This window comes from Methylobacterium sp. Leaf91 (genome assembly GCF_001422815.1).
In the GTDB taxonomy this organism is placed as follows: domain Bacteria; phylum Pseudomonadota; class Alphaproteobacteria; order Rhizobiales; family Beijerinckiaceae; genus Methylobacterium.
Genome location: NZ_LMMP01000052.1, coordinates 81403 through 98426, shown reverse-complemented (window position 1 = coordinate 98426; position 17024 = coordinate 81403). Strand labels below are relative to the sequence as shown.

Sequence of the window (17024 nt, the reverse complement as noted above, 5' to 3'; positions counted from 1 at the left end):
GATGAGCGGACCCGGCCTATAACCCGGCCAACCCCGCTGCGGTGACGCGCGCGCGCACTTCCGCTCCACCTCTGACACGACCCAAGGTCACGCTATGGCCGGCCATTCCCAGTTCAAGAACATCATGCACCGCAAGGGCCGCGTCGATGCGGTCCGTTCCAAGATCTTCGGCAAGCTCGCCCGCGAGATCACGGTTGCGGCCAAGCTCGGCATGCCCGACCCGGCGATGAATGCGCGCCTGCGCGCCGCCATCATCGCGGCACGGGCCGAGAACGTGCCCAAGGACAATATCGAGCGCGCCATCAAGAAGGCCTCGGGCGCCGACGCCGAAAGCTACGACGAGATCCGCTACGAGGGCTACGGCCCGGGGGGCGCTGCCCTCATCGTCGAGGCGCAGACCGACAACCGCAACCGTACCGCCTCCGACGTGCGCTCGGCCTTCACAAAGTCCGGCGGCAGCTTGGCCGAGACCGGCGCGGTCTCCTTCATGTTCGACCATGTCGGCGTGGTGGAGTTCGATGCCAAGGTGGCGGATGCCGACACGATGCTCGAGGCTGCCATCGAGGCGGGCGCCGACGACGTGCGCTCCTCCGAGGACGGCCACGAGATCATCTGCGCCCAGGATTCCTACGGCGAGGTCTCCAAGGCCCTGGAGGCCCGCTTCGGCGAACCGCGCCGCACGGCCCTGATCTGGAAGGCCCAGAACACCATCGAGGTCGATGACGAGACCGGCGAGAAGCTGATCCGTCTCGTCGAAGTCATCGAAGACCAGGACGACGTCCAGAACGTCTACGTCAATTTCGCTCTCTCCGACGCTCTGGTCGCCAAGCTCGAAGGGTGAGCGGCCCGGAGCCACAAGCGATCGTTCCAGATCCGATAGTCCCCTTCATGATGGCGGATCCGGGATTCACTCTGGTGCCGCGCGTGCTCGGCTGATCCGGCATCCGCTTCGTTCGAGCGGAGCCAGGATCAGGCTGCTTTTACGGTGTCGAGGAAGCGGTTGACCAACGCCAGCGCGTCAGCGTTCCGAGTCCCGCCATAACGGTTGCCGCCAGGATCGGCCCTGCCGGAACGTTCCCGCTGAACTGAGCTCCGAGCCCGGCGATCGGCAGGATTAGCCAGAGGCAGATGCTCAGGAATCAGTCGGAGCTCCGCCGGCAAGTCTCGATATCCGCCATCGGAATTCTGATCTTTCGGATACGCCGGACTCGTGGCACCGGAGCTTACGTGCGCGTCGCCGGTATCCGCGACGAGCTATGCGCTGGAGACGTAGAGACGGGCGACGAGATCCGGTGGGACGACCGTGACCGCGACGCTGTGGGTCCGTCCCCCATGGATAGGATCGTCCCGCCAGTTCGGGCGACGAGGACGGCAATGTCTTGCCCGTGCCATTGCCCATGTCTTGGCACAAGACTTCGTTCACGATATGTCCTTATCGCTCAGATCGGCGCGGCGCTCGCGCCCGGAGCTATCCAACCCATGATTTTGTCACCTCTGGTTTTGAGGGCATGACCGGCTCCGTCCGCATCCTCGGCATCGATCCCGGCCTGCGCCGGACCGGCTGGGGGCTGATCTCCGTCGTCGGGACGAAACTGACCTATGTCGATTGCGGCGTGGTGACGTCGGATGGGGACCTGCCTCTCGCCCTGCGCCTTCGGGAATTGCACGAGGGCATCACCCGCGTCGTGTCGGGTTTCTCGCCCGACGAGGTCGCCGTGGAGGAGACCTTCGTCAACAAGGACGCGCAGGCGACCCTGAAGCTCGGCCATGCCCGCGCTATCGCCCTGCTGGTGCCGGCTCTGGCGGGTCTGCCGGTCTCCGAATACGCCGCCAACCTGGTGAAGAAGACCGTCTGCGGCTCGGGCCATGCCGAGAAGGTGCAGATCCAGGCGATGGTGAAGTTTCTGATGCCCAAGGCCGAGTTCAAGACGGCGGATGCCGCCGATGCCCTCGCCATCGCCGTCACCCATGCCAATCATCGCGGTGCGCATGCGCTGAAGAAGCTCCACGCTCCCGTCGCCGGGGTGAGCGGGCTTGCCGCCGCACGGATCGCGGCGGCTCTGGCGAAGAGGTGAGCATGTCCTCTCCCGGCGCTGGGCGCGGGGAGAGGGGGCTTTACGTCCTGGGCGGGTTTACTGGGCCTTGAACTCGCCCTCTAGGCGCAGGCTCACTTCGTCGCTCACTGCCGGCACGAAGGCCGAGACACCGAAATCCGAACGCTTGATCACGGCCCAGCCATCGAAGCCCACGGTGTAGCGCTTGTCGACGGGGTTGGTGCCGGCTTGGTTGAACGTGGCGTCGAAGGAGACGGGTTTCGTCACACCTTTCAGGGTAAGAGTGCCGGTGATCCGCGCCGTGGTCGGGCTGGTGGGCTCCACCAGGGTCGCCGTGTAGGTGGCGGTGGGGAACTTGGCCGTGTCGAAGAACTCGGGGGCCTGGAGATGCTTGTTCAAGGCATCGTTGAGGCCGTTGATGCTGGCCATGCCGATGGTGACGCTGAGCTGGCTCTTTGCCGGCTCCTTCGGATCGAGAACGGCCTTGGCCGCCACATCGGTGATCTGCCCATAATAGGTCGAGTAGCCGAGATGAATCACCGACCAGGTGATCTTGCCGTGTGCCGGATCGAGCACGTAGGTGCCGGGCTTGACCTGGGTCGGGTCGCGCGACGGACCGGCTTCGGGTGGCGTCTCCTGCGCGTAGGCGCAGGGCGAGGCCAGAAGCAGGAGGGCGAGGAGGCGCGTGCGCATCATGCGGTCACTTTCTCTATGGCTGGTCGGACAGGAGGGCCGGTCCCTGATAAGACCCTGTCTCTGATGACGAGATGATGCATGATCGGCAAGCTGAAGGGTGTGGTGGATTCCTACGGAGAGGATTTCGTGATCCTCGACGTGCAGGGGGTCGGCTACGTGGTGCATTGTTCCGCCCGGACCTTGCAGCGGATGCCGGGCGCGGGCGAGGCCGCTTCCCTCGCCATCGAGACCCATGTCCGCGAGGACATGATCCGGCTCTATGGTTTCCGCTCCGATGCCGAGCGCGAATGGTTTCGCCTGCTTCAGACCGTTCAGGGGGTCGGCTCCAAGGTGGCCCTCGGCCTGCTCTCCGTGCTGGAGCCGGAGGCCCTCGCCACCGCCATCGCCATGGGCGACAAGACCGCCATCGCCCGCGCGCCCGGGGTCGGGCCACGCCTCGCCGCCCGGCTCACCGCCGAATTGAAGGACAAGGCCCCCGCCTTCGCGCCGATCGACCCCGCCGTCCTGGCCCTCTCCGGAGCGGTGGAAGATCGAACCGCGCCTCAGCCCGCCGCCGATGCCATCTCGGCCCTGGTCAATCTCGGTTACGCCCCGGTCCAGGCCTCCGCCGCCATCGCCGCCGCGATGAAGGGAGCCGGTGAGGGCGCCGAAGCCAAGACCCTTATCCGCCTTGGCCTGCGCGAACTCGCCCGGTGAATCGGATGGCCCAAGGCGCAAATCCGCGTCCGGCCCGACGCCTGTTTTAACGGTTTATGCTACATAGTTGCCCATCGTCCCACGGGAGAACCAGCTTTCGTCCTTCCGGTAAACTGTCTAATCCGTTATCGACCGGAGCCCCGACTGGGCGGACCGCGCTCCGGGATTGAATATGACGGGCTTCTGGACATTCCTGGCGACCGCGCTGGTCTCCTGCGCGGTAGTGGCACCGGCGCTGGCCGCCGATCCGGCCGGCGTGCAGCCACCCGTTCCGGATGCGCCTTCGCCGTTCTTTCTCTTTACCGATACCCAGGTGAGCTACCATTACCAGTTCCCCGCCGCCGAGCCGGGTATACGGGTGCGGGACGCCGACGGGTCGTTCCGCTCGCGCGGTATCCCCAAACAAATCTTCAATGTCGCGCATGCCAATGCCTGGGCCTACGGCACCAATCTGTTCTCGCTCGACATCCTGAAATCTGGAGCGCAGGAGCGAGCCGGTACCACCAACGCGCCTGGCGGGTTCCTGCTTCGCGATGAGGGTGCGACGGAAGTCTACGGCCTCTATCGCGGCACACTCAGCCTCAACGCGCTCACCGGGACCAAGGCGTTCGTGGTGCCCGGCCTCGTCAAGGACATCTCCCTGTCCTACGGGTTCGACGCCAATACGAAGGATACTGCCTTCGGCCCCCGCAAGCGCAACGTCGTCGGCGGTCTTAACCTTTCCTTCGACGTGCCGGCCGGTTTTCTCAACGCCTCGGTCCATGCCTACAAGGAGTGGAACCGCAACGGCTTCAATCCCTATCCGAACCGGGACATCAGCTACGACACCGTCCCCGAGATCGAGATCGCCTATAGCTTCCCGCTGGCCTTCACCGGCCTGCCGCTCAGCGTCACCGGCATCAACAACATTGTCCTGCCCAAGGGGCGCGGTGTCCGTAATCCAGCGATCTTCGCCTTCAATCGAGAGACGGGGCTCGAATTCGTCTCCCGCACCAATCTGGTGCTCGACCTCGGCAAGCTCGTCTACGACCAGCCCAACCGCGTCGATGTGTTCATCGGCTTCCAGTACTGGCTGAACAAGTTCGGCAATCTCGAAACGGCGACCCTGAAGGGTACGGAAGAGAAGAGCTTCCTCGCTGGCGTCGCGTTCCACGTCTTCTGAGCGGGTTCGTCCCCGCCAGGATATCGCTGCCGCGAGGACGGTCGCGGTACCGATGACCACGGCTGTGTGACCTACCCGACTTCGACCCGAGAGACTGCGCCCCAGAGACGGTGTTGCACGCCCACGGGGCTGGCTCCTGTCGTCGCAGGCAGGTCTGCGCGCCTTGCGCAAAAATCCCATGCCAGTTAAGTTATTGAGAATGCAGTAGATTTTAAGAGTTCTAAAGAGGCGCTCAAGTCGATGCACGAAACGGGGAATCTGCCTCGCGCACGATTCTTTCGTGGTCGATCGAAGCCTCTCATCCCGTCCAGCGAGCTGTCATGATCGTCTGTTCCTGTAACGTGTTGTCCGACGGCGCCGTCCGCGCCTGCCTCAAGGATGGGCCTGATTGTCCGCGCACGCCGGCACAGGTCCAGGCCTGTCTCGGTTGCAGCCCGAAATGCGGTCGCTGCGCCCGGACGATCCGCTCGATCATGCAGGCGGCCCTGCAGGGTGCTCTGCAAGACGCCGTGGCGGAAGCCGGCCATGCGTGCGGAACGGGTTGCGCCAGCGCTTGTAGTTTGGTTCAATTCCAAACTGCGGAGGAGGGGATCGCCGCCTGAGGGCCTGTGCGAGGCTCCACGCTCCCCTTCATGCTCGAGAAGCTGAACGGGAGTGAGTGTTATGAAGGGTGATGTGAAGGTCGTCGAGTACCTCAATCGAGGTCTCCGCAGCGAGCTGACGGCCGTGAGCCAGTACTGGCTCCATTTCCGGATGCTGAACGACTGGGGCTACATCGACCTCGCCAAGTTCTGGCGTAAGGAATCAATCGAAGAGATGAACCATGCCGACCGGTTCATCGACCGGATCCTGTTCCTCGACGGGTTTCCGAACCTGCAGGAGCTCGATCCGTTGCGGATCGGCCAGAATATCGAAGAGATCATTGCCTCCGATCTCGCGGCCGAGACCGAGGCCCGCGCGCTCTATCTCGAAGCCGCGCAGTATTGCGATTCGATCAACGACCGCGTGTCGAAGATCCTGTTCGAGGAGCTGGCCGCCGACGAGGAGGGCCATATCGATTTCCTCGAGACCCAGCAGACCCTGATCGCTCAGATCGGCCTGCCGCTCTACGCCCAGAAGCATATCGGCGGCCTTGAGGCGATCGCTCCCGAAAAGGACTGACATCACACCAACACCCCAGAATGCAGGCGGCATTCCGGGGGCTTTCGTGGGACGATCAAGGAAAGGCCCGCCCCGGAATGGGGCGGGCCTTTTTTGCATTCAGGACATCTGCTGCGTCTGGGCGCCGCTATCCGGGCGTGCCGGACCAAGAACCGGCTCTTCGCCCATGGGGGCGTTCTTGACCACGTTGAACGTGCCCTTTCCGTCGAGTGACGGGCCGCTGGTCCAGCGACCTTCGGGGAGAGGCGAATCGTCGGCGGTGGAGACGAAGAAGCTGTAGCTGTGCTTCTGGCTCTCCTCGCTCTGCGGGAAGCTGTTGGGGATCGGAAGGTTCGCTTCCATGCCGCCCATATCCTCGATGACGGCGAGCCATTGCTGCTGGTGCATCGTGTCGCGCGCGATGAGGAAGCTCCACATGTCGCGCATGCCCGGATCGTTCGTCGCGGTCATGAGGCGCACGGCGAGGGTTCGTCCCGTCGTCTCGGCGGCGACATTGCAATACATGTCCGCCGCGAGGTTTCCGCTCGCGTAGATGTGGGACATGTCGAAGGGAACGCCGTCGCAATTGGCCGGGAAGGCGGCCATGCCGGTAGAGAGGATGTGGCGGTGGAGCATGCCTTCCACCACGTGACGCGGGTTCTCACCGTTCATCACGGCGCCGACTACCGCATCCTTCACGCCCGCTTCCTGCAGCTTGGTCGGAGCTGTCTCCAAGTTGAGGGCGACGGCGGTGGCGAGCATTTCGATATGCCCGATCTCCTCCGTCGCGGTGTTGAGGAGCATATCGCGATACTTGGTCGTCGGTCCGCGTGCGCCCCAGCCCTGGAAGAAGTACTGCATACAGACGCGGATCTCACCCTCGATCCCGCCGATGGCCTGCTGCAACATCCGCGCATAGACCGGATCGGGAGACTCGACCCGAACGGGATATTGCAGACGCTTGTCGAGATAGAACATGCTGGTCGGCCCTTTCGAGTGAGATGATGCGGCCATCGGCGGATTGACCGCCGATGGATCGCTAATTTAAGAAGTTAGTCCTATAAGCGGCCGTAAGGTCGTTCGGCCGGCCCTGGCCCAGAGGTGAATCCGCCAGCCGCGACGCTGCCCGGAGCGCCAACGGTCTCCGGTCACCAAGTCGCGAGCAGATGTGACGGAGATATCGCCGGTACGGCCACGATCTCCAGAACTGCCATGGTTGTTGTAGACAAGACCATGTTGTCTTGCCGCAATCGCCCATCGTCCTGGCTTGATAAATCTCTCTGAAGCGTAGAGTTCCAGAAAATTGTCGTTGTGTCAGGCATAAGACATAGCAAAAATCGGCGTTAACCTGGATCATGCGCTGTGTTTACATAAGATAGTCGCTCCCGCGGTTCGGGCTCGTCATAGGCGTTGCTGATCCGTGACGCTTGGAGCGAGGTCGTGCTGGACCGAGGCCACTCTGCTTTGTTCTTGCGGGAAGAAGGCAAGAGGGTGCCGATCCGTCACGCATTCAGGTGCGCAGGGTCACCATGAGACCCTCGTGCCACGCATCCGCCTTCGTGGTGCCGGGCGCCTGTCGCCGGCCGGCGACGTAGCGCGCGCGGCGGCGTTGTGCGACATCGGGCGAAACGCCCATCCACCGGAGCAGGCCCTGTGCCGGGCCCCGACCGAGAGCCCGTGTGAGCAAGCTCCCCAGATCGCCGAAATCGCCCACCCTTCATCCGCTGCCGGAATCGCTCCTGACGCCGGAGCGGCGGCCGGACGATGTGGAGCAGTCGATCCGTCCGCTGAGCCTTCCCGAATTCATCGGGCAGCGCGCGGCGCGGGCAAACATGCAGATTTTCATCGAATCCGCGAAAAAGACCGGCTCGGCCCTCGATCACGTCCTGTTCGTGGGGCCGCCGGGCCTGGGCAAGACCACTCTGGCGCAGATCGTGGCCCGCGAACTCGGGGTGAATTTCCGCTCCACCTCCGGCCCGGTCATCGCCAAGGCGGGAGACCTCGCGGCGCAGCTCACCAATCTCGAGGAACGCGACGTCCTGTTCATCGACGAGATCCACCGTCTCAATCCGGCGGTGGAGGAAATCCTCTATCCGGCGATGGAGGATTACCAGCTCGACCTCATCATCGGAGAGGGGCCGGCCGCCCGTTCGGTGAAGATCGAACTCCCGAAATTCACGCTGGTGGGCGCAACCACCCGCGCCGGCCTGCTCACCACGCCGCTTCGCGACCGGTTCGGCATCCCGATCCGCCTCGAATTCTACGATGTCGACGAGCTCGAACTCATCGTCTCGCGCGGCGCGCGGGTGCTCGGCATCGGCATGTCGGCGGAGGGCGCGAACGAGATCGCCAAACGGGCGCGGGGCACGCCGCGCATCGCCGGGCGCCTCCTGCGCCGGGTGCGCGACTTCGCCATCGTGGCCGACGCTCCCACCGTCACGCGGGCCATCGCCGACCGGGCGCTCCAGCTTCTCGACGTGGACCCGGCCGGCCTCGACGTGATGGACCGCAAATACCTGACCATGATCGCCACCTCCTTCGGCGGCGGCCCGGTGGGAATCGAGACCATCGCGGCGGCGCTTTCCGAGCCGCGCGACGCCATCGAAGACATCATCGAACCCTTCCTCATCCAGAAGGGCTTCGTCCAGCGCACCCCGCGTGGGCGCATGCTGACCCCGCACGCCTACAAGCATATGGGTTTTGCCGTGCCCCGGCGCGATCCGGCCTCGCAGTTCGGGCTGTTCGGGTCGGAGGATCCCGATGGCTGAGGCAGCCGATGGCGTCTGCGTTCTGTTCCCTGCAAAGACAGTGCGATGACGGATGGGCAGCGTGTTTGAAGTGAGACGATGTGTGCACATCCCCTCTCCCCGTGGGCGGGAAGACGGGGGCTAACGTCGGTTCGAACAGCAAGTCCTCCGCGATAGAACCGGCCGAAAGGCGACTTCCACCCCATGAGTTCCGACCCCGCATCCTCCCCGGTCCGGATCACCCGCCGCACCGTCGTGCTCGGCCTCGGCGCAATGGCGCTCGCGGGCAGCGGTACGGCCGCCTACGGAATCGGTATCGAGCCGATGCGTCTCGCCATCACGCACTACCGGATCACCCCGATGGCGCCGTGGCCGGCGGGACTGTCCCTGCGGATCGTCGCCGTCTCCGACGTCCATGCCTGCGATCCGTTCATGACCCCCGCGCATATTCGGCGGATCGTCGAGGCGGCCAACGGCCTCGGCGGTGACGTGATCGTGCTGCTCGGCGACTACGTGAGTGGCATGGACCGGCTCGCCGGGATCGTGGACTCCGCCGATTGGGCGCCCGTCCTCGGGGCGTTGAAGGCGCCCCTCGGCACCTTTGCCATCCTGGGCAATCACGATTGGTGGGCGGATCGCGCCGCCTGCGAGCGAGGGCACGGCCCGACTTTCGCGGGGGAGGCCCTGACCCGTGCCGGCATCCGCGTTCTCGAGAACGAGGCGCTGCCGCTTCGGAAGGGGGGAAACGAGGTCTGGCTCGCCGGGCTCGGCGATCAACTGAGCTTCGAGCGCACATGGTGGCGCTTCGGTATCCCCCGGAAGGGCAGCGACGACCTGCCGGCCACCCTCGCCGCCATCCCCGATGGCGCGCCCTCCATCCTCCTCGCCCACGAGCCGGACATCTTCCCGCGGGTGCCCGCCCATGTGGCCCTCACCCTCTCGGGCCACACCCATGGCGGACAGGTCCGGTTCCTTGGCTACGCCCCCGTCGTCCCCTCCCGCTATGGGCGTCGCTATGCCTATGGCCATGTGCGCGAGCAGACCGACCTCGTGGTTTCTGGTGGCCTAGGCATGAGCGGCCTGCCGGTGCGCTTCGGGGTTCCGCCAGAGATCGTGGTGGTCGACCTGTCCTCGGAGCCCATGGCATGAACCCGGTTGACGATCGGATCGGCGAAGAGGCTCTGCCCTCCAAGACACAAGCGGTGAGGATCACGCGCCGGACGGTTCTCGCCGGCCTCGGCGGCATGGCCCTCGCAGGAAGTGCGACGGCGGCCTACGGCGTCGGCATCGAGCCCATGCGCCTGTCGGTGACGCGCTACGCCATCACGCCGAAGGGCCACTGGCCCGCCGGGCTGAAGCTCCGCATCGTGGCGCTGGCCGACATCCATGCCTGCGAGCCGTGGATGAGTGCCGCCCGCATCGCCGGCATCGTCGAGACCGCCAATGCGCTCGGCGGCGACCTGACGGTGCTCCTCGGCGACTACGTCACCGGGCAGAACTTCGTCACTCGCACCGTCGAGGCCGCCGAATGGGCGCCCGAACTCGGCCGCCTCAGGGCACCGCTGGGCACCTTCGCCATCCTCGGCAATCACGATTGGTGGGAGGATCGTACGGCACAGGCACGTGGCGCCGGCCCGACCATCGCCGGTGAGGCGCTGACGCGCACGGGCATCCGCGTCCTCGACAACGAGGCGATCCGCTTGGAAAAGGACGGGCGCGGGTTCTGGCTCACGGGTTTGGGCGACCAGCTCGCCCTCCTTCCGGGCGCCAAGCGCCACGGCCATGCCCGTATCGGGGTCGACGATCTCGACAGGACGCTCGCCGCCGTGCCGCAGGGCGCACCGACGATCCTGCTGGCGCATGAGCCGGACATCTTCCCGCAAGTGCCGGCTCATGTGGCGCTGACCCTGTCCGGCCATACCCATGGCGGGCAGGTGCGGTTGTTCGGCTATTCTCCCGTGGTTCCGTCGCGCTACGCCAACCGTTACGCCTACGGCCATGTCCGCGAGCAGGCGGATCTCGTCGTCTCCGGCGGCCTCGGCAACAGCATCGCGCCGGTTCGCTTCGGCGTTCCCCCCGAGATCGTCGTGGTCGACCTATCCTCGGAAGCCATCGCATGACCTCTCATCGCATCGACATCCGCGTCTATTACGAGGACACCGATTTCTCCGGTTTCGTCTATCACGCCAATTACCTGCGCTACATGGAGCGCGGCCGCACCGAGCTGCTTCGGGCCCTCGCCATGGAGCAGGTCGATCTGCAGCGCGATGCCGGGTTGATCTTCGTCGTTCGGCGCATGGTGCTCGACTTCCTGAAGCCGGCGCGGATGGACGACATGCTCGCCATCATGACCACCGTCGTCGAGCTGCGCGGCGCTTCGATGCCGATGATCCAGGAAGTGCGGCGCGGCGACGAGGTCCTGCTGAAGGCCGAGGTCACCGTGGCGGCGGTGCGGGATGGCCGCGCCGTGCGCCTTCCGGACAGCCTCCGCCGGGCCATGTCTCAGCGTTTCGAGAGCCCGTCGCTTTAGGCTCTCGCGGGCCGGCCTGGCTTTCCGTCGGTTAAGCGATGTGCCCAGGACAGCGAGACGTCCGGCGAGAGAGAATCCGACGCTTCCTCATGGTTCATTAACCTTGACGGACGAGGAAGGTGCGGCGTGCATTTTGCGATGCACCCCATACTTTCGACAGATTCACCAGCGATCTGGGGAACATTCCGCCCGGGTCAGGTGGAGCGCGGGAGTCGACCGCCCGGTCGACCCGGGACGAGGACGAACGCATGAATCCCGCCGAAGCCATGCAGGCGCTGCCGCCGCCGGACATGAGCCTGTTCAACCTGTTCTGGCACGCCCATCTCGTGGTGAAGCTGGTGATGGTGGGCCTGCTCGGCTGCTCCGTCTGGTGCTGGGCCATCATCGTCGACAAGACCCTGCTGTTCCGCCGCACCAAGACCGAGATGGACGCGTTCGAGGAGGCGTTCTGGTCCGGCCGTTCGCTGGAGGAACTCTACCGCTCGTTCAACGACCGGCCCGCCACCAATCTCGGCGCCCTGTTCGTGGCCGCCATGCGCGAATGGAAGCGCTCGTTCGAGGGCTCCGGCCGGCAGATCCAGAGCCTGTCCCAGCGCATCGACAAAGTGCTCGACGTCACCATCCAGCGCGAGGTCGAGCGTCTCGAGTCGCGCCTGCTCTTCCTCGCCTCCATCGGTTCGGCCGGTCCCTATGTCGGGCTGTTCGGCACGGTCTGGGGCATCATGACCTCCTTCACGGCCATCGCGGCTTCGAAGAACACGTCCCTGGCCGTGGTCGCACCCGGTATCGCCGAGGCCCTGTTCGCCACCGCCATCGGCCTGTTTGCCGCCATTCCCGCGGTGCTCGCCTACAACAAGCTGCAGTCGAACGTGTCCAAGGCCCAGTCGCGGCTCGAGGGCTTCGCCGACGAGTTCTCCGCCATCCTCTCGCGTCAGATCGACGAGCGCCTGTCGCTCGCCGCCTGATCCCGACCGACAACAGAGCGAGGCACGATCATGGGCATGGCCCACGGAGCGGCGCAGGGTGGAAGCAGGCGGCGTCGTGCGCGCCGCGGCGGCGCCATCAACGAGATCAACATGACGCCGTTCATCGACGTCGTGCTCGTGCTGCTGATCGTCTTCATGGTGGCCGCGCCGATGATGACGGTGGGCGTTCCCCTCGACCTGCCGCAATCCAAGGCGAGCCCTCTCAACTCTGATTCGACGCCGGTGACCCTGTCGATCCGCCAGACCGGCCAGGTCTTCATGGGCGAGGCCGAACTCACCGACGACACCATCGTGCCGAAGCTGGTAGAGACCTCAAAATCCGGCTTCGAGGAGCGGGTCTTCGTGCGCGGCGACAAGCGGGTCGATTATGGCCGCGTGGCCCAGGTGATGGCGATCGTGACCGGCGGCGGCTTCAAGAAGGTCGCCCTCGTCACCGAGCCGGACCAGAAGTAACGGGCGCGGCGGATCGTGAAGCTTCCCTCCAAATTCCGGGAACCGGGCGTCTGGGTGTCGAGCGGCGTGCATGTCGCCGTGCTCACCGTGGCGCTGATGTCCGTCGCCGCTCCCGCCCTGCCCGACGCCCAGGAGGGTGTGCCGGTGGAGGTGATGACCGAGCAGCAATTCTCGGAACTGACCAAGGGCGAGAAGAACGCCGACAAGCCGATGCCCGACGCCAAGCCCCGCGCCGACAAGGTCGCGGAGAAGGTCGAGGAGCGCGAGCCCGAGAATGCCAAGGTCGATGCGCCCGCGCCGCCGAAACGCCCGGCCGATATGAAGGTCGCCAGCGCCGAGGAGATGCCCCTGCGCATGCCCGACCACGAATCCGAGAAGGAAGCGGCAGAGGCCGCCGCCAAGGCCGAAGCGGCGAAGCTCGCCAAGGAAGCCGCCAAAGCCGAGGCCGCGAAAGCGGCGGAAGCCAAGGCTGCGGCGGAAGCCAAGGCGGAGGCTAAGGCCGCCGCCAAGGCCGAGGCTGCCAAGGCCGAGGCTGCCAAGGCGGAAGCGGCCAAGGCTGAAGCCAAGGCCGAGGCGGTGAAGGCCGCCAAGGTCGAGGCCGAGAAGCGCGAGAAACTCGCCGAGCTCATCGAGCGCCAGGAGGCCGAGGCCATCGCCAAGGCGGAAGCCGCCAAGGCCGAGAAAGCCAAGGCCCTGGCGGAAGCCAAGGCCCAGGCCGAAGCCAAAGCTCTGGCCGAGGCGAAGGCGCGGGCCGATGCGAAGGCCAAGGCCGAAGCGCTCGCCAAGGCGGAGAAGGCCGAAGCCGAGGCGGAAGCCAAGGCCGAAGCGAAGGCGAAGGCCGAGGCCGAACGTCAGCAGGCGGCCGCGGAGGCCAAGGCCGCGGCGGATGCCAAGGCTCAGGCCGAGGCGAAGGCCAGGGCCGATGCCGCCGCCAAGGCCAAGGCGAAAGCCATGGCGGATGCCCGCGCCAAGGCCGATGCGGAGGCCAAGGCGAAAAAGCAGGCCGAGCTCGCCGACAAGTTCAATTCCGGCGACATCAAGCAGCTGCTCGCCTCGCGGGCGCCCTCGCAATCCACCGGCGCTACCGGCCACGAGGTCCAGCGCACGGCCTCGCTGGGAGCCGCCAGCGGCACCTCGCAGCGCCTCTCGCCCTCCATGCGCGATTCGCTGATCGGAATGCTGACCCAGCAGATCGAGCGCTGCTACTCGGCGCCCCCCGGCGCGTCGCAGGGCGTGGTGCTGCCGATGCTCGATATCCGCCTCTCGGCCAACGGTTCGCTGAGCACCGAGCCGCGGATCATGCGCGGTGGCGCCAACGCCGTGGACCGCTCCCTCGCCGAGGCCGCGCTTCGTGCCGTGAAGCGCTGTGCGCCCTACAAGATCCCGCCCCAGTTCGCGCCGTATTATGACGACTGGAAGGCGATCAACGCGGAATTCGAGTTCTCGCGGGTGTGATACAGGTCGGTGATCCTTCCTTCGGATTCGTCCAATCTCTCTCCCTCAACCTGAGGTGCCGAAGCGTGAGCGAAGGCCTCGAAGGAGGCATCCAGGGCCCTCGTGCTGTCTGGAAATCTCCTTCGAGGCCCGCTGACGCGGACACCTCAGGGTGAGGTCGAGGATAGGAAGAACCGACGCTCCCAGAATCCCTGTTCAAGGTTTTCGGAATCTCTTCATGACCGACATTCTCCACCGGCGGCTCGCCTCGCCCCTGGCGTCGCTCCTCGCGGTGCTGGCCCTCGTGCTCGCCTTCGCCGTGCCCGCACAGGCGCAGCTGAACCTGCGGATCGGCGGCGGCTCGTTCCAGCCGATGCCCATCGCGGTGGCCGATTTCTCCGGCGATCCGAGCCTCGGCCTGCTGGTATCGAGCGTGGTCACGAACAATCTGAGGCGGTCCGGCTATTTCGTGCCCCTGGAGAAGGGGAAGTTCCCTGAGAACCCCGGCTTCGATGCGGTGCCGGGTTTCGACAAGTGGCGTGCCGCCGGAGCCCAGGCTCTCATCACCGGCCGGGTCGGGCGTGATCCTTCGGGCAAGCTCAAGGTCGAGTTCCGGCTTTGGGACGTGACCTCGGGCCAGCAGCTCACCGGCCAGCAATACGGCGCGGATGTCGCCAATGCGCGCCGCACCGGCCACCTCATCTCCGACGTGGTCTATACCAAGATCACCGGACTCGGCGGCTGGTTCGACAGCCGCATCGCCTTCGTCGATGAATCCGGATCGAAGGAGAACCGCCGCAAGCGCCTGATGGTGATGGACCAGGACGGCGCCAATGTCCGCGCCCTCACCAACGGCGAATCTGCCGTGGTGGCGCCGCGCTACTCGCCCTCGACGCAGGACATCGCGTTCATGACCCAGTCCACCGGCCAGCAGCCGCGTGTCCAGGTGATCAACCTCGAGACCGGCGCGCGCCAGGCCATCGGCCGGATGGATTCGATGAGCACCAGCCCGCGCTTCGCGCCGGACGGTCACCACCTCGTCATGAGCGTACAGCAGGGCGGCAACGCCGACATCGTCAAGATGGATCTCGGCTCGAAGGCGCAGACGCCGATCACCAACGGCAACGCCATCGACACCTCGCCGACCTATTCGCCGGATGGGCGGCAGATCGTCTTCGAATCGGATCGCGGCGGCTCGCAGCAGATCTACGTGATGGGCGCCGACGGGTCGAACCCGACCCGTATCTCCTTCGGCGAGGGCTCGGCCTCGCAACCGGCCTGGTCGCCCAAGGGAGACCTCATCGCCTTCACCCGCCAGCGCAAGGGCGGTTTCGCCATCTGCGTGATGAAGCCGGACGGTTCGGGCGAGCGCGTGCTCACGGAAGGCTTCCACAACGAAGGACCGACCTTCGCGCCCAATGGCCAGTACGTCCTGTTCTTCCGCGATCCCGGCGGCCAGGGCGGCGGCAAGCTCTACATGGTCGACATCACCGGCAAGGTGGAACAGCCCGTCCCGACGCCGTCCTACGCCTCCGACCCCACCTGGTCGCCGCTGCTGGCGGGGAAGTAGGGGGAGCGGCTGGCGACGATCTCGACCGGCATTCCCGCCAAGCCAAGTGCTTCCGTCGAAAGGCATTATCCCTTGCCGAGCCCTTGCGTGACGGGAAAGGGATAATGCCACCACAGGACGTGGTGGGGATGCGTACCCCGGGGCTACGGCGTCCCGATCACTCCGCCGGCAGCAATCGGTCCCGCGCCTTGAGCGCCGGGAACAAGCGGCCCCACAGCACCGCCACGAGGATCGTCGCGAGCCCGCCCGCCACGACGGCGGGGACCGCGCCGACGAGGGCGGCGAGCGTGCCGGATTCGAACTCGCCGAGTTCGTTGGAGGCGCCGATGAACACCGTGTTCACCGCCGAGACCCGTCCGCGCATGGAATCGGGCGTCTCACCCTGGACGAAGGTCTGCCGCACGTAGACGCTGATCATGTCGGCCGCCCCCGTGACGAACAGGCAGGCCATCGAGAGCGGCAGGGATGTGGACAGTCCGAACGCCGTGATGGCGAGGCCGAAGACGGCCACCGCCTGCAGCATCCGCTTACCGGCATGGCGTTCGAGGGGGCGATAGGCGAGGAGGATGGCGGTGACCACCGCACCGGCCGCTGGCATGCTTCGCAATGCGCCGAGCCCAAGGGGGCCGACATGAAGGATCTCGGCGGCGAAGATCGGCAGCAGGGCGGTGGCGCCGCCCAGCAACACGGCCACGAGATCGAGGCTGATCGCGCCGAGCACCACCGGCTGCGAGCGGATGTAGGACAGGCCGGCCGAGAGGGTGGCCCAGGTCACGGGTGGACGCTCCGTCACGGCAGCGGGGCGAAAGCGGATCGCGACGACGAGGGCGCTCGCCAGGGCGAAGCTCGCCGCCGCCGCCCCGAACACCGCCGCAGGGCCCAGCATGTAGAGGAACCCACCGGCGGCCGGGCCGAGGATCGACGCGCTCTGCCAGAGCGAGGCGTTCCAGGCGATGGCCGATCCGAACAGGGGGCGCGGCACCAGGGTCGGCAGAAGCGCCTGGAGCGCCGGGTTGGCGAAGGCGCGCGACGTGCCGATGACCACGACGAGGGCATAGATGGGCCAGATCGAACCGGTGCCGGACAGGGCAATGGCAACGAGGCCGAGATCGGCCGCGGCCAGGGTCGCATAGGCGATCGCCGTCACCAGACGCCGGTCGTAGGTATCGGCCACGTGCCCGGTGATCAGGGCGGAGAGCATCGCCGGAAGGAAGCTCGCGAGCCCCACGAGGCCGAGGGCGAGAGCCGAGCGGGTCAGGTCGTAGACGAACCATCCGACCGCCACGGCCTGCATCTGGTAGGCGAGGCCGGTGAGGAACCGCGCGGCGCCGTACAGCCGGAAATCGCCGTTGCGGAAGACCGACCAGCGGGGCGCGGCGGATGCTGTCATGAGGGATGGGCCAAGGGCGTGAAGGGAGAGCCGCACCGCATCGTCTCTACAACGCCGAGGGTGCGACAGTGATGCCGCAGCTATGCCGCATGCGAAGTGCGGCCTTGTCGAATTGCTAATCTATCGGCCGAATAATTGCTGGTCGGGACGGAGCGTCATCGGGTTG

General features: G+C 66.0%; 18 protein-coding genes. 14 read left to right on the top strand and 4 right to left on the bottom strand.

Annotated features, from left to right (window positions below; all coding sequences use genetic code 11):
* Nucleotides 1–94: 94 nt before the first annotated feature.
* Nucleotides 95–841, top strand: a complete 747-nt coding sequence (locus tag ASF32_RS23595; protein WP_056434464.1) for a YebC/PmpR family DNA-binding transcriptional regulator — start codon at nt 95–97, stop codon at nt 839–841.
* A gap of 667 nt (nt 842–1508) precedes the next feature.
* Entirely contained in the window at nt 1509–2075 is a 567-nt protein-coding gene (gene ruvC / locus ASF32_RS23590; protein ID WP_056434462.1) for a crossover junction endodeoxyribonuclease RuvC, read from the top strand.
* A gap of 57 nt (nt 2076–2132) precedes the next feature.
* Here ruvC and ASF32_RS23585 read toward each other — a convergent pair whose 3' ends face one another.
* Complete coding sequence (locus tag ASF32_RS23585) at nt 2133–2750, bottom strand: YceI family protein (RefSeq protein WP_056434460.1); 618 nt, start codon at nt 2748–2750, stop codon at nt 2133–2135.
* Between the two features lie 78 nt (nt 2751–2828).
* Here ASF32_RS23585 and ruvA point away from each other — a divergent pair, with 78 nt between their 5' ends.
* From ruvA to bfr, 4 genes are all read left to right on the top strand, one after another.
* On the top strand, nt 2829–3446 hold the full coding sequence (ruvA, locus tag ASF32_RS23580) for a Holliday junction branch migration protein RuvA (RefSeq protein WP_056434458.1): 618 nt from the start codon (nt 2829–2831) through the stop codon (nt 3444–3446).
* A 172-nt stretch (nt 3447–3618) separates the two neighbouring features.
* A complete protein-coding gene (locus ASF32_RS23575) occupies nt 3619–4608 on the top strand; it encodes a hypothetical protein (RefSeq protein WP_200919242.1) in 990 nt (329 codons plus the stop codon).
* A 320-nt stretch (nt 4609–4928) separates the two neighbouring features.
* Nucleotides 4929–5210, top strand: a complete 282-nt coding sequence (locus tag ASF32_RS26755) for a (2Fe-2S)-binding protein (RefSeq protein ID WP_056434454.1) — start codon at nt 4929–4931, stop codon at nt 5208–5210.
* A 61-nt stretch (nt 5211–5271) separates the two neighbouring features.
* The gene (gene bfr, locus ASF32_RS23565; protein WP_056434452.1) at nt 5272–5769 is read left to right on the top strand and encodes a bacterioferritin; all 498 of its coding nucleotides are present in this window, start codon (nt 5272–5274) and stop codon (nt 5767–5769) included.
* Nucleotides 5770–5868: 99 nt separating this feature from the next.
* On the opposite strand, the gene ASF32_RS23560 is transcribed toward bfr, so the two are convergent.
* On the bottom strand, nt 5869–6726 hold the full coding sequence (locus tag ASF32_RS23560) for a manganese catalase family protein (RefSeq protein WP_056434450.1): 858 nt from the start codon (nt 6724–6726) through the stop codon (nt 5869–5871).
* A gap of 532 nt (nt 6727–7258) precedes the next feature.
* Nucleotides 7259–7384 (bottom strand): hypothetical protein, encoded by a 126-nt coding sequence (locus tag ASF32_RS26950; RefSeq protein WP_280136578.1) that lies wholly within the window; start codon nt 7382–7384, stop codon nt 7259–7261.
* Nucleotides 7385–7427: 43 nt separating this feature from the next.
* Here ASF32_RS26950 and ruvB point away from each other — a divergent pair, with 43 nt between their 5' ends.
* The 8 genes from ruvB (at nt 7428) to tolB (ending at nt 15468) form a co-directional block, all read left to right on the top strand.
* Entirely contained in the window at nt 7428–8516 is a 1089-nt protein-coding gene (ruvB, locus tag ASF32_RS23550) for a Holliday junction branch migration DNA helicase RuvB (RefSeq protein ID WP_018041980.1), read from the top strand.
* A gap of 183 nt (nt 8517–8699) precedes the next feature.
* Nucleotides 8700–9644, top strand: coding sequence for a metallophosphoesterase (locus tag ASF32_RS23545; RefSeq protein WP_056434446.1), 945 nt, complete (start codon nt 8700–8702; stop codon nt 9642–9644).
* Nucleotides 9641–10615 carry a metallophosphoesterase gene (locus ASF32_RS23540; protein WP_056434444.1) on the top strand — a complete coding sequence of 325 codons (975 nt, stop codon included), beginning with the start codon at nt 9641–9643 and terminating at the stop codon, nt 10613–10615. Before ASF32_RS23545 ends, ASF32_RS23540 begins: the two co-directional genes overlap by 4 nt.
* Nucleotides 10612–11025 carry a tol-pal system-associated acyl-CoA thioesterase gene (gene ybgC / locus ASF32_RS23535; RefSeq protein ID WP_056434442.1) on the top strand — a complete coding sequence of 138 codons (414 nt, stop codon included), beginning with the start codon at nt 10612–10614 and terminating at the stop codon, nt 11023–11025. The genes ASF32_RS23540 and ybgC overlap by 4 nt, the downstream gene beginning before the upstream one ends.
* Nucleotides 11026–11273: 248 nt before the next feature.
* Nucleotides 11274–11990 carry a protein TolQ gene (gene tolQ / locus ASF32_RS23530; RefSeq protein WP_056434439.1) on the top strand — a complete coding sequence of 239 codons (717 nt, stop codon included), beginning with the start codon at nt 11274–11276 and terminating at the stop codon, nt 11988–11990.
* Nucleotides 11991–12020: 30 nt separating this feature from the next.
* Nucleotides 12021–12464, top strand: coding sequence for a biopolymer transporter ExbD (locus ASF32_RS23525; RefSeq protein ID WP_056434437.1), 444 nt, complete (start codon nt 12021–12023; stop codon nt 12462–12464).
* A 15-nt stretch (nt 12465–12479) separates the two neighbouring features.
* Entirely contained in the window at nt 12480–13919 is a 1440-nt protein-coding gene (tolA, locus tag ASF32_RS23520) for a cell envelope integrity protein TolA (RefSeq protein ID WP_056434435.1), read from the top strand.
* A gap of 217 nt (nt 13920–14136) precedes the next feature.
* A complete protein-coding gene (gene tolB / locus ASF32_RS23515; protein ID WP_056434433.1) occupies nt 14137–15468 on the top strand; it encodes a Tol-Pal system beta propeller repeat protein TolB in 1332 nt (443 codons plus the stop codon).
* Between the two features lie 157 nt (nt 15469–15625).
* Here tolB and ASF32_RS23510 read toward each other — a convergent pair whose 3' ends face one another.
* On the bottom strand, nt 15626–16858 hold the full coding sequence (locus ASF32_RS23510; protein WP_056434432.1) for an MFS transporter: 1233 nt from the start codon (nt 16856–16858) through the stop codon (nt 15626–15628).
* Nucleotides 16859–17024 lie beyond the last annotated feature (166 nt).